Source organism: Vibrio sp. vnigr-6D03 (genome assembly GCF_002835515.1).
GTDB lineage: Bacteria > Pseudomonadota > Gammaproteobacteria > Enterobacterales > Vibrionaceae > Vibrio > Vibrio penaeicida.
The window spans coordinates 50,959-74,867 of the sequence record NZ_PIZL01000019.1; the positions used below are offsets into that span (position 1 = coordinate 50,959).

Below are 23,909 nucleotides of genomic sequence, written 5' to 3' on the forward strand. Positions count from 1 at the left end.
ATGATTTGCTGGCGACCACCCTACACCCTTTCAAATGAAACTTACTCTATCTCTTCACTGTTTTGCGTTGCCATAACTGCGGCTTGTAAAACCAAACTTGCGTTTAACCTTACTTCTCTACCGAGCTCTTCATTCCAGTGAGACCAGATCCTTTCGATGTAGTTATCTGAGCCTTCACCGGGGAACATATAGCCATCGTTAAAAGCATCTCCCATCTTTTTAAGTGCCGTTTCTTCATCATCTACCCATTCACCTGCTTTGTTAATACAGGCTTGAACGCCCGCTAGCGCTGTCTTAGGGAAATAGGGTAATGGTTGATTCATGCCTTGATAAAACAAGCGAACCAGCTCTTGTAACATGGCGATGGCCTGATCGCGGTTATCTAAAGGAGAAATGACCCAATGCACCGCTCCCTCTTTTTTGTCGTAACCAACGATGTGGGTACGGCTCACGCCTCCCATGGCAGCGAGACAGAGGTGATCAATCCATGCAGATAACCAATCTTGTGCGCGGATTTTTCCGCTACGATACCGAAGCAGACCAGATTGGTATCGATGTGTTAACCAACCCGTTAATTGGCAAGGTTTCCCGTCTATTGTTAGGCTGATCTTCACTTCACTGTCGTCAAGCGGTTTTCCAGCCAAAGGATGAAGTACATTCACGAGTGAATCCGTCTGTTCTCGGTTGGCAGCAAATTCCAGTTCACCGAAAGCACCAATAGGCAGTAACCCTTTGGCGCGCTGTTTTTCCATGTAACGGGCTAAAACAGGCTCCTCTGCTTCACCGTTTACTCTGCATTGAAGTAACGTATCCACCAATTCGTCGCGCATTTTATAACTTTGTAAACCACCCAAAACAAACGGTTCATCATTTTCCAGTGTCGCCATAGGTGGCTCAAAAAACACTTTGAGACGTCGGTTAAAGAAATACTGAACGGGTAAACGCCAGAAACGTTGAAGTTCCACCAAATCAAGTTGGTAAGGCGCACTTAGCTCGGCTAAGTAATCATCCAAAGGTTGCTCAAATGCGCCAGCGCGCGCGCCTAAACGGTTAACGCTCGGTAGCCACTCTTTGGCGTAGCTTTTGTCGATGCCCGAAAAAGCAAGAGGGCTAAATGGCACCATGGGGTGAGTATTAGAAAGGGCAGCCAGAAGCTTGTCGCCGGACGCATCCACGCCCAACATTTCATCCCCTTCCAAACAATAGTTTTGGTGGCAGTACTCCAACAACTCCGATACTAAAACCGATGGTACTTTGTCTGTATTGTCTTGAATGGATCGCCCGACATAACTGATGTATAAGGATTGCTGTGCTGACAACAAGGCTTCGAGAAATAAGTATCTATCGTCATCTCGTCGAGAGCGATCGCCGGGCCTTGCGCGATTGTTCATTAAATCGAAGCCTTCAGGCGGCATTGAGCGAGGGTAAGCCCCATCATTCATGCCAAGCAAGCACACCAATTTAAATGGAATAGAACGCATGGGCATCAATGTACAAAAGTTCACTTGCCCAGCTAAAAAGCGCTGACTGACACGGGTTCCAGACAGTTTGTTCTGCAAATATTGCTGCAATACCGTATGCGAAATGTCTTCTTCAAATCCGGCATCATGAACCTGTTCAAGCAACTGAGATAAGGTGTCTCGAATGGATTTAAGCGCCATTTCACCTTCAAGCTCTACGCTAAAAAAGGCATCCAGCATGCCATTGATGATGCGAGTCCAATCTGCCGCGCTTTGAGTGGCGTTCAACTGCTTTTGGAATCGGTTGAGTGTATCGACGTAGTGCGCCAATTTGCCCGCTAATTCAGCGTCCATTCCTTGTACTTCATTGTAAGAAGCAATGGTTCTTTGCCCTTCAAACAACCCAGCACTTTCTGGCATCGCGTAGCCCAATAGCATTCTTTGAATACCAAAAAGCCATGTATTTTGCGTTAGCTCTGGAAGCTCAAATTGCCCGGCGGTTTGTTCATCTAGCCCCCAGCGTACACCAATTTCTTCAATCCAGATCTTTGCTCGCTCAAACTGGTCTTCATCCAGACCAAACCGAGCCATAATGGCTGGCACTTCGAGAAGCTCGAGTATCTCAGAAGCTTGGAAACGGCTATCGGGTAGCAGCATTAACTGCATAAATGCAGACAGAACAGGGCTCTCTTCTTGCGCCGTTCTGTCTGAAATGGAGTAAGGAATAAAACGCTCACCAGGTGCATTACCAAAAACCGACTGTATCGCGGGGCTGTAAGCATTAATGTCCGCCACCATGACGATAACGTCACGAGGTTTTAAGCCAGAGTCTCTGTCAAACATGCTTAAAAGCTGATCATGCAGTACTTCAACTTCACGCATTGGGCTATGACAAGCGTGTACCGAAAGCGATGTATCCCCTTCTGAAACCAACTGTTTGTGTTGGCTGGTTTCAAGCACTTCATCTTTTTGGTGCTCTTCTAAATTCAAAATATCCGCTTGTAATTGGTGCAATACGCTATCGCAGTCCACCTCTACGAAGGCTTCCACTTCATGGGCTTCTAACTGGGAGAGCAGATACATATTATCGCGCCCCAATTTCCCCATGGACGCCAGCAAACTGTTTCCAACGACATCGGTATGAAGTTCATCAATCACGTTATCTTCAAGTTCGCCTTTTAGCTGCTCTGTCACGCCGTGCTCTTCAGAATGATCTTGTTTCCACTCAATGTGTTTTCGATGACGAGCCGCTAACTTAGCGAGGTATTTTCTGTCTCGAACCTCTCCCCAGTAATAACGACAGGGGTTGGTAAACATAAGATGAACATCTATGTGCTCACCCAATGCTTTTAAGGCATCCATGTAGCGAGGCGGCAAGGAAGAAATACCAAACACAAACAATCGCTTGGGTAAGTCAGCAAGCCCCGAAGGTGCTTGGCTTAAGGCATCGATGAAATGTTCGTATAAATTAGCGCGATGGTAAGGCGATTGATCGAGTACTACCGTGCGGTCGTAAAGCGCTTGCCAAAGGATGGGCTGCCAAGGATGTTCTTCACCGATTTCCTGTACCGTTTCTCCCGCTTCCCATGCGGCGATCCATTCCGGTCGGTACACTAGGTATCCATCAAAGATATCCGCTATTTTCTCTGACAATTGAAAGAGTTTGGAATGATCTTCGTCGTTTTCTAAGTAGCGCAGTAAAGGAGAAAATTCAGGTTGAGATAGCTGCGATGGCAGTATGTCCATGAGCTTCCAAGTCATGGCTTCTTTGTTGAAAGCACTGCGAGTTGGCACATCGGGAAGGACTTGCGTAAATCTATCCCAAATAAATGTCGCAGGAAGAGGAAAATCAATATTTGCGGCAACACCAAATTCTTTCGCCAATTCCATTTTTAGCCATTGAGACATGCCAGGGCTTTGAACCAGTATTTGTTCTGCTTCAAATGGGTTTTCTAATGGGGAAAGTTTGATGAGTTCAACAAGTAGAGATTTCAGCAACTCTATTTGATTCGAGTGATAGACAGTAAACACAAAGCATCCGGCTACATGGTTGGACGGTTACTGCTTAGATTAGCATAGAGCATCGAATCTGCTGAACTGAAATATGCATTCAAAGACGAGCGAAAGGACGGTCAATCAGTAAGTTAGTTAAATATGCGCAAATGACCTTGAGGTGGTTTGAGTATAGATAGTCACGTCGATATTTTCGTTTACTTGAGCTGATGCGAAATTATGGCAAGGCTTGCCATTAAACTTGATGAGTATCGTTAGTGGCTCATTTTCGCGACCATATACACAGTTATTATCGCAATAATAACGATGCATTCTGATGGTTGAGAATTTGCAGTTTTATAACATAGCTCAGTTTGACTTCTGAACCCACCATGCTGAACTTAAGGCAAGAACTTACGTTGGTGCCTCTTTCGATCTAGATAGACAATATCGGGTCAATAGAGGATATGTTGTATTTCTTTCATTCAATAAATGCCTCGTGCGCTATTTTCTCCCTTGCGCTGATAACGTTATGCACATGGGTAATAGCAGCGAGGTCGCTGGATGAGTTGTAGTAAGAAAGGTTATATATGCCAAATGTTGTTGCAAGGGCAGTAAAGAGCTGGCTAAAAACGTCGGTGCACAAAGTAAATGGTTTAAGGGCGAAGCCCGAACTCGAAAACTTGATGAAACACCAATCACCCGCGGTAAATGCGGTTGGGGCAGCTCTGTATGATGTACTCAATAGTGCTAACTCGCCAGAAGAAAGAATGACGTTCGAGAAAATTGAACAGCGCCGCGCAACCTTACTGAATTCGAACGCTGAAATTTCAGTCATGGATTATGGTGCTGGTAGCCCTAGCTCAATAAGAACTCATGAAGAAATGGCTCAGGGAGTTGAATTCCACTCAACCATCAGAGCGGTGTGTCGATCTAGCAAACCGGCGTTTTGGGGAGTGTTTCTTTTTAAACTGATTCGCTACTTGCAACCCAGCACCTGCCTCGAGTTGGGATCCTGCGTCGGAATATCAGCCTCTTACCAAGCTTCTGCTCTTCACATGAACAACAAAGGAAAGATGCTAACACTTGAAGGCTCTCCAGAGGTCGCTAAAGTGGCTCAAGAAAGCCTCGATTTCATGGAGCTAAACAACACGTCCATCGTGACGGGGCCTTTTCATTCGACACTTCATAAGACGCTCAGCGCCCATCAACCAATCGATTACCTTTTTAACGATGGTCACCATGATCACGATGCCGTTCTAGAATATTTCAATACAGCTTTACCCTACCTTGCGAAAAGCACAGTAATGATTATTGACGATATTAACTGGTCTGAAGGAATGCGTAACGCTTGGCAAGAAATTGAAAAGGACGAAAGAGTCGCGCTTTCTATTGACTTGAATGAGATAGGAATTGCACTTATTACTGATACTTTAACTTCCAAAGAAATCATAAAGATCCCGCTTTAGGAACGAGATCTTCATTTCGGTGCCTTGCCTGAAAGCCAGTTCCCTACTCTTTGGTAGAGAGGACGCTGAAACAAGCATCTTGAGGTTACTTGGGTATAACTGACTAGCTCGCTACTTTTCCGCTCATCATCACGGTTGGTAATACGTGTCGTACATAACACCAACACACGTAGCCGACGACCCCACTGGCTATGATTAGCTCTATGTTCGCAAGAAAACGAACCTGTTCTACATATTGCGATGAAACGGCGATGCTTTCTAACCAATTCGCCATTTTAAATAACGCTGTTGCACCAATCACCATTGGAAAGGTAAAAGCAGCATACGCAGGGCTAAAAGGCAGGCGAAGCAAGTGGAAGAAAGCCGCATAAATAACCACTGTCATCAAAATAGCGATACCAAATAACAAAGCAACCAATACAGGAGACGGCTCTTGAGTTACCGTTAAATAGCCAGCCAAAGAAAGGCTCGCAGGAGCGGCAAGAATCGCGATAGTAGGTTTTGCAGCATCCGGAACACTTTCACAGAAAACAAGACGATATATCATGGTTGGCAGCAAAATCGCGTAAGTGACCAAACCAAAATTAAGCACACCTTCTGCAATATAAGCGAGCGCAGGCGTTCCTGAGAAAGAAACATCAGCAACAATCAACCCTACAGGTGGCACAAACCAACTTGGCACCATATGGTTGAGTTGGAAATTCATGCTGCGGTGATAAATAAAGCTAACCAAGAACGATACGTGCATTAAGACTGCCGCCATCCAAACAGCATCACCAAACCCTTGATTCCACTGACCAAAACTGTGTGAAATCACCATTAGAGCCATGGCAAAGGTAGGCAAAACACTGCCAACAACAGGGTGTGCCATGTCTTCTTTAAGTAAATGCCGATGGGACATGAACTTAACCGTTAAGATAAGCAAAAGAATGCCCGCGATACCCGCACCTAACAGTTGTCCCATTCCGTTTAGGTTAGCGGCGTTTTCCCAACTCCACCCTAAACTTGCAATGCCAAGTGCTAACCCTGCCATTGGAGTAGGAGCCAGAGCGCTTCTGGTGGTCATTTTCTTGATCATGGCTGCTTATCTCTAATTAACTCAATAGCAACATAATAAACTTGCCAAGTATTTAATTATATCTGAATATATTTAAACCAAGGTTAAGTAAAGTTGAACGTTATGAATATTTCGCTGAAACAGCTCCGAGTTTTTGTTGCTATAACACAGGAAAAAACCATCACCGCCGCTGCGGATCAACTTTACCTCTCGAAGGCGGCGGTCAGTATGTCGTTGAGTGAACTGGAAAAGCAGGTTAAGCACGCCCTGTTTGATCGCGTGAACAATCGATTAATATTGAACCGTGAAGGGAAAAGACTGCTGCCCATCGCCGACGAACTGTTACACAGAGCCAATGACATCGATCAGCTCTTTCAAAGCGATCAAGCCTTGCATGGCGAACTCAATATTGGTGCCAGTGACACCATTGGTAATCAAGTTGCTCCGTTTATGCTCAGCAATTTTCGTTCTGTTACCCAGCACCATCATCAATCGCTTTTTATTGCCAATACCGCCCTCATTTGCGAAAAATTGGCAGATTACGAGCTAGACGTTGGATTAATAGAGGGAAAGACACAACACCCTCAGCTCATCACCCAGCCTTGGTGTTTAGATGAAATGTGCGTCATTGCGAGCCCAAAACATGAACTCGCCAAACAGACAAACTTAGGGGTACGGGATCTAGAATACACGGATTGGCTTCTGAGAGAAACGGGATCAGGGAGCCGAGAGTTTTTCACTCAACGAATTGCCCCGCGTATCGAGTATTGGCAAGAATCTTTCCAGCTAAATACAACCGAAGCCATCATCAACGGCACAACCGCAAACTTGGGGTTGGCGTGTTTGTCACGGCGTTCCGCACAACATGCGATTGATGATGGACGAGTGGTCGTTTTAGATTTACCAATAGATTTCCAACGTAAGTTTTGGATACTTCTACATAAAGAAAAGTACCAAAGCCCACTTCTAAAAACGTTTTTGGAGTTTTGTTCACGCTGGCAAGTGTAGGCTATCGACCTCTCACAATACGTGTGTAGACTGGACACTCAGGCAAACAATCTGTATAAACAACCAGTAGATTAAATCTAAGTTCAAAAGAGGATAACCATGGCTGTAATCGTCAAGTACGTGGTGGAGCGCAACGGAGAAGAAAAGATGACTTTTACCTCTAAGGCTGAAGCCGACGCTTATGACAAAATGTTAGATATGGCAGATGAGCTTTTCGGCCTTATCTCAGAAAGCAAGCTTATTGAAGATGAAGGGAAGCAAGAAGAATTGTCTCTTTATCTGGCGAAAAATAAAGATGAAGTGTTGTATGCGCTTGGCGCTAAAAAGCGTAAAGCTGCAACGCCTAAAAAGCCTAAGGTTGTTGAAGATAATGCAGACGACTCTAACGAGTCTGAAGAAGACGCAGCCTAATTTAGAGCCGCACAACACCCTAACAACTTATCAGAATAGCCAGCTTATAATTGCTGGCTATTTCTTTTTAGAGATATTATATCTCCAATCAGACAGCATATATCGTTTGGCAGACTATCCGGCTTTTCCCTCTTTCATCTCGTAAGCGGGGTGAGTAGGATGCATGTCAACAAGATTCAAGATTGATGACTTGCTTGGGTGGTCGTTCCCCTTCCTAAGCAAACAAAAGAAATTCAACCAAGGAGATTTCACTCATGGCAACATTTTCTCTGGCATTTGGTACAGCTACCAAGAACCGCGATGGCAAAATCATTGAAGCTTTCTTCCCTAACCCAGCTCTAAACCCAAGCGACGCTTTGGTGAAAGCAGTAGCGGAAGTGGCTGGTTACCAAGAAGGCAACCAAGCGATCGAAATCTCTGCGGCTCAAAGTGCAGAATTGGCTAAAGCATTCGAAGCAAACGGCGACGCTGCTAACGCTTCTTTTGCAGCAAAAGCCGCTGAGTCAGCTCAGCCACTGGTTCTTGTTGTTTTAGCGACTGACGAGAAGCCAGCCTCTGTTGCAGAAGGTTTCTTGAAGCTTCAGCTTATCTCTAACCGCCTAGTGCTACCTCACGGAACTGTCCTTGATGGTATCTTTGGTTTGCTTCACAACATTGCATGGACAAACGAAGGTCCAATCGATCTTCCTGAACTTGCTGATCGTCAAATCGAAGCGCGCCTAGCAGGTCGTAACCTGTCTGTTGATTGTGTCGATAAATTCCCGAAAATGGTGGATTACGTTGTACCGACTGGCGTTCGTATTGCGGATACTTCTCGCGTTCGTCTTGGCGCACATGTGGGTGAAGGTACAACAGTGATGCACGAAGGTTTCATCAACTTCAATGCGGGTACTGCTGGCGTAAGCATGGTTGAAGGTCGTATTTCTGCGGGTGTTGTTGTTGGCAATGGCTCAGACATCGGTGGTGGTGCATCCATCATGGGTACACTTTCTGGTGGTGGCACAGTGGTCGTTTCTATCGGTGAGAACTCTCTACTTGGCGCAAACGCAGGTCTTGGTTTCCCACTGGGCGATCGTTGTACGGTTGAATCTGGTCTGTATGTAACGGCGGGTTCTAAAGTACGAATGCTGGATTCCGACGGTAAAGAAGTCGAAGTTGTGAAAGCACGTGACTTAGCTGGTAAATCGGACCTGTTGTTCCGTCGTAACTCGGTAACAGGTCAAATTGAGTGCCTAACAAACAAAACCGCCGTTGAACTGAACAGCGAGCTTCACAGCAACAACTAATTGTTTAGCTGAAAGGCAGTATTTGTTTAGATGTAGGAAAGACCAGCATTATGAAGTGACCCCCAATAGTTGGACACCAATTATTGGGGGTCTTTTATTTTTCTATTTGTTTAGCGTTCTGTTTTAACTATTAATCTTTAATAACTTTTGACAAGCCTGTTCTAACGTGTCGCGAGAACACCCTAAATTCAATCGAACATACCCATTGCCACCCGCACCAAACTCAGTACCCACCGAAGGCAATACTCCAACATCAATAAATAATCGACGAAGGGCTTCATCGGTCAAGTTGAGTGCTCTGCAGTCGACCCAAACAAGGTATCCGCATTGTGGCATTTGAAATGAGAGAGCAGGAATATGTTGAGAAAGAAAGCTATTCAAAAATTCCATATTCCCTTGAACATACACCTTTAAGTCATTTAACCAACTCAACGAAGTGGTGTAAGCCGTTTGGGACGCGACAATTGCCATCGCATCGAACAAATCTAAAAACAGAGCTTGTTTTCGCTTTTCTATTGCCCCTCTCATCGTGGGGTTCGGTATGATTAGATTGGCTAACCTCAAGGAAGCTAATCCAAATGTTTTAGTTGCAGCCGTTGTTACCACAAGCTTTTGTAAGTAACGTTCTTCTAAGTTAAGCGCACTCCAACATTGGTACCCAGGTAACGCCAAATCACACCATATCTCATCACTGATCAGCCACACATTGTAACGGTGACACAATTGGGCAATCGCTTGTACTTCTTCAGGGCTCCAAATACGCCCGATAGGGTTGTGCGGATTACATAAAATAAAAGCTTTTACCCCAGAGGCTAAAGCCGCTTCAATGGCATTGAAGTCCATCTCATAACAACCAGACTCTTCCACCATGGTAATTTCTTCGACTTCTCTACCAGATAGAGCGATGGCCTCTTTGAATTTACCGTAACCGGGTGACTGCACTGCAATAGAATCGCCTTCATTGGTCAATTGTTCGATAACCAATGCAATGCCCGGCATTACGCCATTGACTGGTACAACCCAATCGGTATCAAGATCGAGCTGGTGCTGCTCCTGATACCACGTTTGAATGGATTCGAAATACGTTTTAGTGACCTCTGTATACCCAAACACACCATGTTCTAGCCGCGACTGTAAGGCATTAGACACCTGAGGAGGAATCGAAAAATCGTAATCAGAAACCCACATTGGTATGGCATTTTCACTGACATCGCCAAATTTCTGTTGGTTGAAATCCCACTTTACTGAGCCCGTTCCTCTACGGTTATGTGGTTTATCAAATAAAGAAGACATGATTTTTCCTTTAGAAATGGGGTTGTAGGGAAGATTCTCACTCATAAGACTTTTTAATTCGAATAGCAGACGCAATAATACTAAGACGATATAAACAAATCATGGATATAGACTATGCGTTTACTTTTAGCTTTGTTGCTACCTTGGCTGCAATTTTTCACCATCGGCAGACCATTCAGCGGAATCATCTGCCTGATTCTACAAATTACATTGGTTGGTTGGATTCCTGCTGCGATTTGGTCGGTATATGCGTTGAGCCAATACAAAACCGATCAGAAAATCAAAGACGCAATGGATAACTAATACGTAATAGATAGCGAATAAACAGTAGTTAGCGAATAAGCAGTAGATTGTGAATATATAAGACCGTTAGGCGCACAGCTTGGCGGTTTTAAAAACTCCGGCTATTACGAAATACCTTACTATTGCGAGGCAATGTCTTTCATTGCCTCGACCAAAATATCCACAGGTTGCGCTCCGCTGATGAGGTGCTGTTCATTAATCACAATAGCGGGTACTGCATGCACTCCCAAAGATAACCAGTGAACTTCTTCATCTTCCACAATCTTATTCCATCGCTCCGAAGAAACGACTTGTTTCGCTTTTATAGGATCGAGCCCAATCGATTCAGCGCATTCAGTTAATACGTCGTGGTTTTCAATCGCTTTGCCATCACTAAAGTACGCTTGGAACAACGCGAGTTTCATTTCAGTCTGCTTATCGGATTCGCCAGCCCAAGCGACCAGTTTGTGGGCATCACGGGTATTGTAAACGTTCATTTCATCGGAGAAATTAAAATCAAAGCCGACTTCTTTCCCTAGTTGAGTCAGATTACTTCGTACCTGAATACTTTGCTCTGCGGTTGTGCCATAACGCTTCATCAGGTAGTCACGCAAGTTTACGCCCCCTTGATGAAGATCGAGATTGAGCTCAAACGGATGCCAATTCACTTCCACTTCAATTTGGTCAGCAACTTGGGTAATCGCTTTTTCCAGCCTTTTATAACCGACAATACACCACGGACATGAAACATCTGATACCAAGTCGATCTTAAGCTGCTGTTTACTCATCCGTGGCTCTCCAATTAGGGTCTATACAGTACAAACTTACTGTAACTCAACTTATTGAAATTATCTTCTTTTTGCTTTGAACAACACGAAAGTTATGATCGAGACCCAAACAACCTAAATGCCCAGTTCTCAACACTGCCAGTTTCAATGCGTTTTTCGAACAACGCTCTCCATGAATCGACCAAAGGAATGTCTAGCACGGCTTTCAGCTCTTGTTCGTCTAAAACACCGCGATAAACCAACCTCATCACACGCGCAAGAGACCAATCTGGATACGGGCGCTCAATCAGGTAAATCGCATCACCAGCACCTATATCCCCTTCTTCCAACACACGAAAATACCAACCCGTTCGCATAGTCATTTGAAATCGAAGCGCCATATCTGGTTCATCGCATCGGTCATTAAGTTTCCAGCAAGGCATTCGCCCTTGCGATATTTGAAGCTTGGTACTTCCTATTTGCACAACATCACCAATGCAGAGTGAATACTCATCGACCCCTGTTGAACTCAGGTTTTCACCAAATGCACCAACTTCTTCAAAGATCGGCTTCTCACCGAGCTCGCTACGCCACTTTGGGTAGTGCTCTGACGGGTAGATATGTAATGCTTTTTCTACTCCACCATGGAAGCGAGGATCGCCCTGCTCGTCTTCGGTAAAGCCTAGAGTGGTCACTTGTAATCGATTTGATTGGATGGTTTTGTTGATAGCACTGAGCGCACCACGTGAATAAGACTGGATTTTGCCGGAAAGTACTGACTCGATGGTGCCCAACTGCTTCATATGTCTACTCCATAACGTGTGGGGTGCCTAAGGCGTATACCCAAATCACCTCAAGATGCAGGATTCAGAGCTCCATCTTCTGTGCCAGTTCAAGGAAAAGAACGAAGTGGAATGACGAGTCCTTTCCANNAAGGGCGAGTTTGCTTGGTTTCCATGCTGCGTAACCAATTCTTGATTTAGAGCCACTAGATCTGCAAATTGGTGCCTTGCCTGAAAACCAAGTAATTCTCGCTGAACCTAGCATCTTGAGGTGGTTTGAGTATATAGCTTATTTTATTTTAAAAACCGATTGTTTAATGACAGGATAGAGGGTTCTACCTGAATTCTGGGTAAAGTATCAGTTAACCCACTGATAGACAAAATATATAACGGAAAGCATAAGGTGATTAGGGTCTGTTGAGCGTGCGAAATGGTTCCCAACCTCAAGGCTGATAAACCACTTGAAGCACTGGTTTGGCGTTCTTGTGTAGCTTATAGACAACAAAATTTAAACCACTGACCCAATCTTCACTGCGAATTCGAGCCCGTGTCTCTACTTCTGTCTCGTTGTCTTCGATCACAATTCGATAGTCACCCGGTATCAAGTCTTCAAAGAAATAAAAGCCGTCTTGTTCCACTTTGGCAGAAAACGTTCGGCTAGTCTCTTCATGATAAAAGTTCACATGCCATCCGCTGAAACTGTATGGCGCAGTTACAATGCCATCGACACCAAAACTCTTGTTTACCCGTACTTCAATGTGTGTTTTTCCGCCTTTCTCAGCGTGGAAATAAATCGGGTTCTCTTCTGGCTTTAGGTTGAGATCTAACGTTGAATCATCGATATGCAGTTGCAGATCTTCTCCGTAACCAACGCCTGTAAAATGAAACTCTCCATTGGCATCGCTGATCGCCTTTTTGTTATTCACTTTTAACTCAACATTAGCGATTGGCTGATCGTGATTATCGAGTACTCGCCCAGTGAGTTCTGCGTAAATAAATTCTTCCCATGGAAGCTCTAAGCTTGCCACTGATTCGTCGTTTTTGGATAACCTTCCTCCCCATTTTGTTTCCAAGGCAAGAGAAACGCTGTCATCATTAATGGCAACCTCTCCAGACCAATTTGGTGTTAACTCCCATTTAGCGTTACCTGAATACCCAAACTTGGCATTTTGCCACGTCAGCTGAGTACTGTAGGTGCTTTGGAGTGTTTGCCACCAACCAGAAAAAAAACAGTTAGAACACAGATAACGATATCCGACACGATACCTTGGGCTATTACCATCACTAAAAGTGGAACTGAGGTTAACTGAGCCATGTTCATGCGTATGGATGGCGTACTTAGCGCTCAATTCATCTCGGATATTTTGAGAAGTACGCCGATTTTTAAGCTCCAAGGTCAAAAATTGTGAAGAAGCGGTTTGCGCTCGAACTTGAGGAATGACGATGAGTTCATTTTCGTCATAGGTCGCATCCAAATTGAAACTGATGGGATTATCCAAATAACGGTATCGAATTTGATGCTCTCGCTTTTTAGGATCACGACCAAATAAATCGACATGGTTTATATCCGCCTCAAACTTATGTTTTTCACCGACAGCCAATTCAATAGTGGCTGGCATGACAGGTTGAGACGGAAGCCACTCAAATGCAATAGAGAGAAAGTGTGTTGGTAACCAACGTAACCCGAGCCCTCCAGTCACTGAATCATTAGTGTTATAAGCGGACCCAACCAATGTTAATGAGTGAGTTGCTCCATAACTCATTTGGACCTTGCCGGTGTTTTCCTCAATGAGCGATGCACCAAGTTCTAGATCCCATTGACCTTTATCCAGGAGAGCTTCATCGATGTCGGCAACTTTGATGGTTTTGCGTTCCACCACACCAGAGCGAACCATTTCATGCAGTTCAACTTGGTCTCCCGCCGACAAAGGGTAATCAGAAATGCTGTAGCGTCCAGAGGCATCCGACCTCAGCGTTCCGCGATAAATATCATTCACATACACGTCAACAAATGTGTTGGGTAAGGTTTGCTCTTCAATCACCAAGCGTCCTGATTGCTTTTTGGGTTTAAGCCTGGAGTAGTACACACCGTTTTCAAAGGTTTCACTGCTGCTGGCTAATCCTGAATCCAGCACAACATGCCCAACTTGAAGCTGATACCCCAAAGGAAAAGGTGTTATTTCAAACTGGTAATACTCTACCTCTTTTGGTGCATTGGTATCGTAAGAGACTTCTAAATGCGCATTTTGGTGAACGAGGTAAGCATCGGTTCTTAGGTTGTATTCCGGCTGGTTATTGGATGAGAATTCAGCTCGCCCTTTGATTCGAGCCGAAGCCGTTGTGGCAGTCGCAGGATGAATACGCTTTTGAGCTTTCCTATCTTCCAACTCTTTGGCTTTTTGTTTTGCTATCGCTCGGCGTTGCGCGAGTTTTTTTTCTAATTCTTTGTAGGTACTGTAATGGAGTTTTACTTTGAGAGAATAGGTATCCAGATCCCATAATACGGAAACGGGAAAGCAATCGACAAACGACGCCCAATGAAGCCACTCTTCCCCGTCTACGGTCACATAGTCTATGGTGTGGATTTCTTTACTTTTAGGAAGAATGCACTGCTTTGAGTTTAAATCCAGCTGATACGGTTGCCGCTGCTCCTGAACATCCTTTGGCTGGTAAAACAAGCATATTTGGTTACGACAACCGCCTTCGAGCTGAAGCCATTGTGTCGCAAAGGTTTGAAGTGCTAAATAAGGCTCCTCACTGGCGTTTTGCATAACTCGATAGAAACTGTCGTGCTCATACCGCATGAACAATTCGACGTACGCTTCAACAATATCAGCTTCAATAATATCCGCGACAACAAGGTCAGAGTCGGCACTTTTCTCATCATTTGCTTGTGCCAATCCGACCCATGCGAATACACAAGCTAACAGAGCAAAAAACACCGCTCTTAATCTCGCTAAACTTAGCTTTAAAAAGCTAAATTTCATGAAACTAAGTTTCACTGAACTGGACTTCACAAAACTCGTTTTCACACAGCTGGTTCAGTTAAATAAATGAACTTACTGACAGGAGCTCACAATTTGATCATCTACGATAAATTGAGCACCAGCAGAATTTCGAACAGGCTTATCCAACGACGCATTTCGAACTAAGAAAACGTTTTGCACGTCATTCCCAGAGACAAGTTTACCTTTAAGTTGAAAATTACCTTGGTTGTGAACTCGAATGGCGTTTTCTTTACACTCCAAATGCACGCGATGCTCTACCGTCCCTTTTTGCGAATAAACAGGGATCATAGTGTTAATAATAAAATCCAGGTTCATGGTCATGCCCTGCCCCTCTGAATTTTCATTCGCTTGCTGAGAAGACAGCGGAACCGGTTGGAAAAGTAGATATGTTCTATATTCTCCCTCTTCATACTCCGCTGGTAAACCTTGAATTCTTACGCGAACTGTTCGTCTTTGATTGGGTTTCAAGTTTCCAATAATAGGCGGGGATACTTTGACAAATTTACTCAAATCTTCTTGAACTTCAATGTCATCTTGAAGCCGTGTTTTCGATTTATCATTGCCCACTAGCGCCGACCGGTAAACAACCGACACCTTGACCCTCATAGGTTCTGATGTTGTATTTTCGACAAACAATTTATGGGTTGAGGCTTGTTCACCTTCAGCCACAATACGAGTTGGTGCAATTTTTAGTTGCGCATGGCTAACCTGGCTGAACCCGATAAGGCAAACGAAAATTAAGGAAAGAAACTTCATAAATACTTCACTGTGAATGGGACAACAACAGAAAACATGCCTGACTGAGAGCTAGCTTTAACCACCGCTCTTGCTCCAATGCACAACACCCCTGATTGCCCTTGACCATTTAACCGAACTCGTCCCCTCTTATTCAACCCGCATCCATACTTAAAGCGCTTCACATCAACATGACGACCTGATTGTGAATTAAGCATTCGAAATTCAGAACCATTTACTTTAACTTGAATTTTTCTTGAAGGATCACCAGTGACCCGAAAGAGAAACACGCCATTAGTCGATACAGAAGGTTTCAGATACACAACGGTTTTTGAACCACCGACAGTAGTTTCAAATTCCATGGGTTCTAATTGCGTAATTTCGATAGCAACAGAATGAGCGGAGCTCACCAGGCACAAAAACAGCAAAAGCCCCAAATAGATGCGCGGCATAATATGAAGGTAGGGAAAATAAGGTGGCACAAAGCCACCTTATGCCGGTGTCTTATTGATAAACAACCGTAATGTTAACTGTGCCAGAGTAGTTACCAGCAACCAAAGTACCAGCACCAACGATATCAGCCACACCACCAATTTTAACTGTGGCAGTACCACCTGTTAATGCTGGAGAAGCGTTATCTGGAGCGATACTGTTTACTGCGATGCTGTTACCGTTACCATCACCCATTGTAGCTGTTGTATCAACCGTTACGTCTACTGTACTACCACTTGTACCCGTAATAGTGAATGCTGCTGCGCCTGCATCTGCTGCCGCAACAGTAACGTTTGTCGCTTGGTCTGTGAAGATAGAACCAAAATCTAGATCGTTAGTTTTAGAGATAGATACAGGCTCTAAAACGTTGATGCTAGAGTTGAATGTATCTGTAACTGCCATCGCGCTAGGTGCTACTGCTGCTAAAGAAATTAACGCAAGCTTTTTGATGAATTTCATTTCTAATTCCCCCAATTCCTTTTCTATTTAAATAACCTTATTTTTATTAATACTTTTTTGTACTACTGGAAACCAGAAAAGTATCAGGCGTATTTAAAGATCAACTAATAAATAATTTCATAATATTTTTAATTTTATCATTAATATTTGTGAGGAGGTTCAAAAACAAGTACAACTCGATCAATATTGAAGGTAAAAATAAATATGAATTTAAACTCATATAAAAAATAAAACTTTACTTATCAAGCAATTAGAAGAGAGCCAAAGTGCTAGTGATAGATTTATATATTGGAAAAACGAATTAGGGCGATATTAAAATCTAGCATATACAGCTCAGAACAGAAGACTGTAAATTTAAATGTTAAATTCCGATATTTGAGACAGCAATATTTACCAACTCGATTAGAAAAGAACTAGAAAATTATTAAGTACTACTCAAAATATATTCCTATAAATACTCAATTTACGACCTAACAATTTAAATACGAGTAAATCAAAACCAAAAGAGCCAATAAAAAAACAATTAACAATTCAAAAAATAATTAAATAACAGTGAAATTTAAACTTTCTTGGAATGGATATATCAATATCAACCATAAATATAGCTAAATTATCGTTCTGATTAAAATATGACCACTTGACAACTGAGCTAAATAGAAAAGAACAATCTCGAGTCTGTTTTAGATTTTGAAAGCACTTTCATTGCAACCTCTTCCAACACCGTTCAATTCGACGAGACTTGAAGTTCATGGAATACTTGTATACTTAATTGACCCGCTTTGAAAAGGAACTCGCTCACCTATGTACATCTTCGGATATGGCAGCTTAATCAACTCTGAATCTCGTAAGTTAACTGGGCAGACAGGAAACGCTTACCCAGCAATAGTGTGCGGCTTCAACCGACATTGGAGTAAGGTGGATGGCAGTTATCAAATCTCACCATTAGTTGTAACGAGCGGTAAAGGATCAGTAAACGGTGTTCTGATTGAGATTGATGACCGGGAGCTGCTGGAGTTCGACAAACGAGAAGCAGGCTACCACCGTATCAAGGTCGCTGTTTCTCAAATTGAATCCGACACGGTTATTGATACCAGTGCTGAGGTTTGGATGTATGTGAAAGACGAAGTAGCGCCTCCCTGCACCAATGCTCCCATTATGCAAAGTTATGTTGATACCGTTCTGGCTGGGTGCTTATCCATTTCCACTCAATTTGCCGAGCACTTCATACAGTCCACCTTAGGTTGGCATCACCCACTTGAAAACGATCGCCACCAGCCCAAATACCGAAGGATAGCTGGTGTTGAGAATCAGCATATCTCTCTTATCGATAACCTCGTTGATTCAGCAAGACGCTAAGGCGAGATAATGATTCTAGAACAGCAACTTGCCCAGCAAATCGTCGATCGAACCATGGCGATCATTGGTAATAACATCAACGTGATGAATCAAGCTGGTGTCATTATAGGCAGTGGCGACTCTTACCGGATCGGTCAAACTCATGATGGCGCACTTTTGGCTCTAAAACATGGGGATACCGTTGAAGTAACCCAGCAAAGTTGTCAGTCGCTTAAAGGCGCAAAGCCCGGCATCAACATGCTGATGAAAAGCCAGCATGAAGTGATTGGAGTGGTCGGCATTACTGGCGATCCTAACTCTATTCGAAATTACGCATCACTGGTCAAGATGACGGCTGAAATGATTGTCGACCAAGCGGCGCTTATCGAACAACTCCAATGGGATAGAAGACATAAAGAGGAATTCATTTCTGCGTGGATCAAAAATGAAGTTTCCTCAGCTGAACTTAAAGATTGGGCGGCACGCTTGGATATCGACCTTGATACACCTCGTGTCGCCGTAGTGATTGAATTGCATTCAGAACGTGCTCCACTCAGCTTAGAGCAAACCCGGCAAATTGTTGAATTGTTGGAATACCCTAAACGCGACAATTTAGTTGCGGTTATTTCAATGCATGAGATTGTTGTGCTAAAGCCCAGTCATAATAGACATGGCAAGTGGGACAGCGAGCAAGAAAGCTTGCGCATCGATATTTTGCTCGACAGATTGAATCAGCAAGGGATCAATCAACTGGATATCGCCTTAGGGGAGTACTTCCCAAACCTCAACGACATCCACCTTTCCTATCAAAGTGCTCGGCAAGCTCTGCACTTTGGAAAAAAGCATCACCCAGAAAAAAACAAATACCTATTTGAAGAGATGCGCATACCCGTCTTGCTCTCACCACTAGCTAACTTTTGGCAAGGTGACCAATTATGTAAACCAATCGTTAAGCTTATGCAGGAAGACAAAAGCGGGCAACTACTTAAAACACTACACACGCTATTCGAACACCAAGGAAATCAAAAACTGTGTGCCGAAGCCTTATACATACATAGAAACACTTTACGATACCGGTTGGATAAGATAGAGAAAATCACCCGTGTTTCTCCAAAAAATTTCACCGGATTAGTCGAACTCTATATTGCAAGCCAGATCACAAAACAACCCTGAAACTGTGCATAAGCACAAAAATAAAGCTTCACATTGGAAGTTGATTTGTCACCCATGCCTAAAGGATTTAGCTCAATAAGCTCCGATAATAATCCTATTCCCAACTAAGATCAGCAAACCAGAATGATCGGGAATTGCATTCCAGGAATACCTACGCTTGGAAAAATATAGCCACTCCACACGCCTGAATGCGATGAACGTTGCACATAGCAGCAATACTGCATAAAAGCGCAAACAAGTGGCAAAAATAAACGGAGTTATTATGAGTCTTATACTAATCCTGCTGGCTGTGATCGCGTTTATCGTTGTCGCAACCACCAAATTTAAGTTACACCCTTTTCTCGCCCTCTTAGTTGCAGCATTTATCGCTGCGTTCGCTTACGGGCTCCCTGCCGACAGCATAGCCAAAACCATAGCTAAAGGTTTTGGAGGCATACTCGGCTACATCGGTTTGGTCATTGTGTTAGGGACCATTATCGGTGTCATTCTCGAAAAAAGCGGCGCGGCCATCACCATGGCGGATACCGTCATTAAAGTGCTGGGCGACCGATTCCCGACACTGACCATGTCGCTCATTGGTTACATCGTATCTGTACCTGTATTTTGTGATTCAGGTTTTGTCATTTTGAACTCACTTAAAGAGTCACTGGCAAATCGAATGAAAACCTCTAGCGTCGCCATGAGTGTTGCACTCGCCACTGGCTTATACGCAACTCATACCTTTGTTCCACCGACTCCCGGCCCTATTGCTGCTGCCGGTAACCTTGGGTTGGAATCTAATCTAGGTATTGTTATCGCTGTCGGTATTTTCGTTGCAGGTGTCGCAGCACTCGCTGGTATGCTTTGGGCAAATCGCTTCAAAGATGTAGAACCTGATGGAGAAGAAGCTCAAAACCCAGCGGATAATGTTGATTGGAAAGCACTGAAAGAATCCTACGGTATACTGCCCACTGCTGGACAAGCATTCGCGCCAATCTTTGTGCCTATTTTGCTTATCTGTTTAGGGTCGGTTGCTCGCTTCCCAAGTGCGCCATTGGGCGATGGTTTCTTATTTGATACGCTTAACTTCTTCGGTCAGCCGTTAACGGCATTGGTTATCGGTCTGCTGCTGTCTATTCGTTTGCTTAAGTCTGACAACAAAGCGGCTGAGTTTAGCGAGCGTATTAGCCAAGGCATCACTGCTGCCGCGCCTATTCTTTTGATCACTGGTGCAGGTGGCGCATTTGGTGCGGTACTAAAAGCCACACCGCTCGGCGAATATTTGGGTACAACATTATCGGCACTAGGTATTGGTATTTTCATGCCGTTTATCGTTGCCGCTGCACTTAAATCGGCTCAAGGCTCGTCAACCGTGGCGTTGGTTACCACGTCTGCGTTGGTTGCCCCAATGCTTGCTCAATTAGGATTGGATTCAGAAATGGGTCGAGTGCTCACGGTTATGGCCATTGGTGCGGGTGCAATGACGGTATCTCATGCAAATGATAGCTTCTTCTGGGTCGTCTCTCAGTTTAGCCGCATGAGCGTTGGGTTGGCATACCGAGCCCAAACGATGGCAACCTTGGTGCAAGGCATCACTGCCATAGTATTGGTTTACATTCTTAGCCTCATCTTATTGTAATCATCACCGCGTTAGGAGAGTGATATGAAAGTAGTTATCGCCCCAGATTCATTTAAAGAAAGCCTGACAGCAAAAGAAGTGTGTCTGGCCATTGAATCTGGTTTTCGCCGAGTGTGGGCAGACAGTGAATTCGTTCATGTACCTGTCGCTGATGGTGGAGAAGGTACGGTGCAATCGCTGGTTGATGCCACAAAAGGTCACTTAGTTCATCTTGCGGTAACGGGACCTTTAGGTAACTCAGTCGACGCATTTTATGGGTTGCTTGGCGATAACCAAACAGCAGTTATTGAAATGGCGGCCGCCAGCGGCCTTCATCATGTATCGCTTTCCCAGCGGGATCCAAAACTGACCACTTCCTTCGGTACTGGTCAGTTGATCAACCACGCGCTTGAACGAGGTGCAAAGAAACTCATCGTTGGTCTTGGGGGAAGCGCCACAAACGACGGTGGCGTTGGTATGATGGCGGCACTTGGCGCCAAGTTCTCTAATCACAACGGTCAGCCTATTTCGTTAAATGGCAGCGGATTAAAAGAACTCGCGCAAATTGATTTGACGGGATTGAACTCAAGGCTGGCTGAATGTGAAATTTTAGTCGCTAGTGACGTCGATAATCCTTTGTGTGGAAGTAAAGGCGCATCAGCAACCTTTGGCCCGCAAAAAGGCGCAACCGAAGCGGATATTCGCCTGCTCGATCAAAACCTGAATCATTATGGTCAGCTCATTCGCAAGCAAATCGGTCGTGATGTCTTAAATGCAGCAGGATCTGGTGCAGCAGGTGGGATGGGTGCCGCATTGATTGCATTTACCCAAGCCAAATTGCAACCTGGCATTGATATCGTGCTTGAAACCGTTGGCTTAGAAAACCAGCTCGAAGGCGCTGATTTGGTGGTTACCGGAGAAGGCAGAATAGACTGGCAAACAGCGCACGGAAAAACCCCGATGGGCGTTGCGTCGCTGGCGAAAAAATATGACCTCCCCGTTATTGCACTTGCTGGCTGCGTAGGCGAAAACTACCAAGCTGCGTATCAGTGTGGTATCGATGCTGTATTTGCTGCTGTGCCCCGAGCTTTAGACCTGTCCACCGCGTTTCAAGAAGCAGGGGAAAACCTCACCAACCTGTCTGAAAACGTGGCCAGAATGTGGTCGATGAATTTAGGGAAATAACCTTTAAAGATAAAGCTCAAAGCGCAGGGTTCCCTGCGCTTTTTTACATTAACCTTTGCGAAATGTAGCGTTTACGATCATTAGCATGCACAATTCGCACTATGAGCAAAAATAAAATTTCTATCCCACTCCCTTCTCTTATCCATCGGATTGGGGGTGAAAATGCCAAATGTGCCAAATCCATTGCGCTTCAACACCAAGCGGAACTGAAAAGGATTCGTCGTTCGAGAAATTGGCAAGTTACCGCCGACTTTGAAAACTTGCGGGCTTTTTCTGCTGCTTTGGTTGAAATAGACCATGAGACCTACCAATTCATCATCAAGAAAATTGACGAACGCGTTGAGGCATTGCGAGAGCTGCACCTTCCACTTTCAGATCAACTGAGTGCTCTCATTTTGGCTAATCCGAACATAACGCTGAATGAATTAATGGAAAAAACCAACTGCACACTCGCTCAAGCAAGAACGGCAAGGTTTGAAGCTGATGTTATCTAGTGTTTTCTCACTTATATTATTGACAATAATACCAATTAACCCAAATATAACAGGCGGACATTCCATATAACATAGGCGAATCCTGCTTTATCGCCTGATAGAGCAAAGGATTGATGATGAGCAAGAACAAATGGAATTTGGTGATTCAAGAGGTAGGGACAGACCAAGCGAAAGTTTGGGTTGGTACATTATCGGAATACCAAGGTAAACCGGACACCTTTACCGTTAACGTGTTCACGCAACCTATCACTGAGCGAGAGCGTCAGCCCATCGCTACCTATCCCATACAGAAACAAGACTGGGAACGACCGTTTACCAAACTACGTGAGCGCTTTTTTAAGGTAGTAACGATCACGGGGTTAGAGCCCAATAAAACGTATTACGTCGATTTTGTTCGCGGTGAGCACACCTTTAGCTGCAGTGAAGATCACCGTAAAACCATTAAGGAAACAGTGCTAGAAACAGGCACACTCAAAACCTTACCCACTTCGCTTTCAGAAACCGAACCCTTTGTAGCCATGCTCGGAAGTTGCTTTTACAACGGCAAGCATGAGAAGGGGCAAGCGGCGAAAGCGTACACTCATTTGTATTTTCAGGGAAAACCTGAAGAGCAACCTCATGTTAAATTTCTTACAGGCGATCAGGTGTATCTCGATATTGGGGTGGACTCACTCTCACCCGTGGTCAATGAAACCCATAAACGAATCGCGATGGATTATGAAGAAACGTGGGATATCAACCGTAAGATGTACCGACATGGTGGGTGTTGGTTTTTAGCCGATGATCATGAATATTGGAATAACTACCCGTACGTCCAAGGCACCAATCCGTATTTATGGGCGATTACTTTATCCAAAAAGATAAAAGCAGCGTGGACGAAAAGCGCAAAAGATGGCGTTAAAAATGTGCAGCAGATTACCCCATTTCGAACCTTCGATATTGGTAACGATTTGTCTTTCTGTTTTGTGGACTTAAGAACAGACAGAGACAAACGTGAACCGCCAAAATCGCTGACCACCAGTAAGGTGTTTAAACAGCTTATCGACTGGGCAAAAAGCCTCGATAAAGTGGGCGTGTTAGTGTTGCCTCAGCCACTTATCGTTAAACCGGGTACTGAGTCGGACTACAACCTCGCTAACTATGAGAGCCAGTACAAGCAACTGCTCGATGCATTAGCCAAATCTGGGAACGACATACTGTGTTTGTCGGGGGATGTGCATTACGGTCGAATTGCCAGCGTTAAGATTGGCAGTAAAAACGCCACTCTGCATGAAGTCATTTCTTCCCCTATGTCGAACATTCCTGCATCCGATGGTGGGAAGTTTTCTGCAGCCACACCCAAGAGAGTGAAAAATCTACCACGCTTTTCTGGTCACAATAAAAACGTTGAATACGGAGATGTGTGGTGCACAAAATCGGAGCTCGTCAGCAAATGGTACATGCTGAAAAATTACTATCAGAATAAAGAACACTTTATGACTTTGGCATTCACTCGCTCAAACACGGGCAATGTAAAGCTGGAGGTGCAAGCTTGGTTAGTCAGGCATTGCGAGCGTTCTGGTAAACCGAAAAAACAATTTAAAGACAGCAGAGTCATTACACTAAAAAAACGCCCAGCTTAAGT

At 44.3% G+C, this 23,909-nt stretch carries 20 protein-coding genes; 11 read left to right on the forward strand and 9 right to left on the reverse strand.

What is annotated here, in order from left to right; translation table 11 throughout:
- Window positions 1–41: 41 nt before the first annotated feature.
- On the reverse strand, window positions 42–3,491 hold the full coding sequence (gene recC / locus CW749_RS15420) for an exodeoxyribonuclease V subunit gamma (protein WP_101113162.1): 3,450 nt from the start codon (window positions 3,489–3,491) through the stop codon (window positions 42–44).
- A 551-nt stretch (window positions 3,492–4,042) separates the two neighbouring features.
- Between recC and CW749_RS15425 the strand changes: the two genes are divergently transcribed.
- On the forward strand, window positions 4,043–4,921 hold the full coding sequence (locus tag CW749_RS15425) for a class I SAM-dependent methyltransferase (RefSeq protein WP_101113163.1): 879 nt from the start codon (window positions 4,043–4,045) through the stop codon (window positions 4,919–4,921).
- A gap of 103 nt (window positions 4,922–5,024) precedes the next feature.
- On the opposite strand, the gene CW749_RS15430 is transcribed toward CW749_RS15425, so the two are convergent.
- Window positions 5,025–5,999 carry a TDT family transporter gene (locus tag CW749_RS15430; RefSeq protein WP_101113164.1) on the reverse strand — a complete coding sequence of 325 codons (975 nt, stop codon included), beginning with the start codon at window positions 5,997–5,999 and terminating at the stop codon, window positions 5,025–5,027.
- 102 nt (window positions 6,000–6,101) lie between these two features.
- On the opposite strand from CW749_RS15430, the gene CW749_RS15435 reads away from it, so the two are divergent.
- The 3 genes from CW749_RS15435 to dapD all read left to right on the forward strand — a co-directional run bounded on the left by CW749_RS15435 (window position 6,102) and on the right by dapD (window position 8,683).
- Complete coding sequence (locus CW749_RS15435) at window positions 6,102–6,986, forward strand: LysR substrate-binding domain-containing protein (protein WP_101113165.1); 885 nt, start codon at window positions 6,102–6,104, stop codon at window positions 6,984–6,986.
- Window positions 6,987–7,085: 99 nt separating this feature from the next.
- Window positions 7,086–7,397: a YebG family protein gene (locus tag CW749_RS15440; RefSeq protein ID WP_101113166.1), complete on the forward strand. Its 312-nt coding sequence runs from the start codon at window positions 7,086–7,088 to the stop codon at window positions 7,395–7,397.
- Between the two features lie 254 nt (window positions 7,398–7,651).
- Complete coding sequence (dapD, locus tag CW749_RS15445; RefSeq protein WP_101113167.1) at window positions 7,652–8,683, forward strand: 2,3,4,5-tetrahydropyridine-2,6-dicarboxylate N-succinyltransferase; 1,032 nt, start codon at window positions 7,652–7,654, stop codon at window positions 8,681–8,683.
- Window positions 8,684–8,806: 123 nt separating this feature from the next.
- Here dapD and CW749_RS15450 read toward each other — a convergent pair whose 3' ends face one another.
- A complete protein-coding gene (locus CW749_RS15450; RefSeq protein ID WP_101113168.1) occupies window positions 8,807–9,976 on the reverse strand; it encodes a MalY/PatB family protein in 1,170 nt (389 codons plus the stop codon).
- 114 nt (window positions 9,977–10,090) lie between these two features.
- Between CW749_RS15450 and CW749_RS15455 the strand changes: the two genes are divergently transcribed.
- Window positions 10,091–10,279 carry a YqaE/Pmp3 family membrane protein gene (locus tag CW749_RS15455; protein WP_101113169.1) on the forward strand — a complete coding sequence of 63 codons (189 nt, stop codon included), beginning with the start codon at window positions 10,091–10,093 and terminating at the stop codon, window positions 10,277–10,279.
- Between the two features lie 119 nt (window positions 10,280–10,398).
- On the opposite strand, the gene CW749_RS15460 is transcribed toward CW749_RS15455, so the two are convergent.
- The 6 genes from CW749_RS15460 to CW749_RS15485 form a co-directional block, all read right to left on the reverse strand.
- A complete protein-coding gene (locus CW749_RS15460; RefSeq protein WP_101113170.1) occupies window positions 10,399–11,046 on the reverse strand; it encodes a DsbA family oxidoreductase in 648 nt (215 codons plus the stop codon).
- A 92-nt stretch (window positions 11,047–11,138) separates the two neighbouring features.
- Window positions 11,139–11,828, reverse strand: coding sequence for an MOSC domain-containing protein (locus tag CW749_RS15465; RefSeq protein ID WP_101113171.1), 690 nt, complete (start codon window positions 11,826–11,828; stop codon window positions 11,139–11,141).
- Between the two features lie 422 nt (window positions 11,829–12,250).
- Window positions 12,251–14,794, reverse strand: coding sequence for a hypothetical protein (locus CW749_RS15470; protein ID WP_101113172.1), 2,544 nt, complete (start codon window positions 14,792–14,794; stop codon window positions 12,251–12,253).
- Between the two features lie 72 nt (window positions 14,795–14,866).
- Complete coding sequence (locus CW749_RS15475) at window positions 14,867–15,571, reverse strand: fimbria/pilus periplasmic chaperone (protein ID WP_101113173.1); 705 nt, start codon at window positions 15,569–15,571, stop codon at window positions 14,867–14,869.
- The gene (locus CW749_RS15480) at window positions 15,568–16,032 is read right to left on the reverse strand and encodes a hypothetical protein (protein WP_101113174.1); all 465 of its coding nucleotides are present in this window, start codon (window positions 16,030–16,032) and stop codon (window positions 15,568–15,570) included. Before CW749_RS15480 ends, CW749_RS15475 begins: the two co-directional genes overlap by 4 nt.
- A gap of 22 nt (window positions 16,033–16,054) precedes the next feature.
- Window positions 16,055–16,501, reverse strand: coding sequence for a DUF4402 domain-containing protein (locus tag CW749_RS15485; RefSeq protein WP_101113175.1), 447 nt, complete (start codon window positions 16,499–16,501; stop codon window positions 16,055–16,057).
- Window positions 16,502–17,302: 801 nt separating this feature from the next.
- Here CW749_RS15485 and CW749_RS15490 point away from each other — a divergent pair.
- From CW749_RS15490 to CW749_RS15515, 6 genes are all read left to right on the forward strand, one after another.
- Entirely contained in the window at window positions 17,303–17,857 is a 555-nt protein-coding gene (locus CW749_RS15490) for a gamma-glutamylcyclotransferase family protein (RefSeq protein ID WP_101113176.1), read from the forward strand.
- A gap of 9 nt (window positions 17,858–17,866) precedes the next feature.
- The gene (locus tag CW749_RS15495) at window positions 17,867–19,009 is read left to right on the forward strand and encodes a sugar diacid recognition domain-containing protein (RefSeq protein WP_101113177.1); all 1,143 of its coding nucleotides are present in this window, start codon (window positions 17,867–17,869) and stop codon (window positions 19,007–19,009) included.
- Between the two features lie 262 nt (window positions 19,010–19,271).
- On the forward strand, window positions 19,272–20,627 hold the full coding sequence (locus tag CW749_RS15500; RefSeq protein ID WP_101113178.1) for a GntP family permease: 1,356 nt from the start codon (window positions 19,272–19,274) through the stop codon (window positions 20,625–20,627).
- Between the two features lie 24 nt (window positions 20,628–20,651).
- Window positions 20,652–21,791: a glycerate kinase gene (locus CW749_RS15505; RefSeq protein ID WP_101113179.1), complete on the forward strand. Its 1,140-nt coding sequence runs from the start codon at window positions 20,652–20,654 to the stop codon at window positions 21,789–21,791.
- Between the two features lie 101 nt (window positions 21,792–21,892).
- The gene (locus CW749_RS15510; RefSeq protein ID WP_101113180.1) at window positions 21,893–22,285 is read left to right on the forward strand and encodes a ribosome recycling factor family protein; all 393 of its coding nucleotides are present in this window, start codon (window positions 21,893–21,895) and stop codon (window positions 22,283–22,285) included.
- A 116-nt stretch (window positions 22,286–22,401) separates the two neighbouring features.
- Window positions 22,402–23,907 carry a hypothetical protein gene (locus CW749_RS15515; protein ID WP_101113181.1) on the forward strand — a complete coding sequence of 502 codons (1,506 nt, stop codon included), beginning with the start codon at window positions 22,402–22,404 and terminating at the stop codon, window positions 23,905–23,907.
- Window positions 23,908–23,909: the final 2 nt, after the last annotated feature.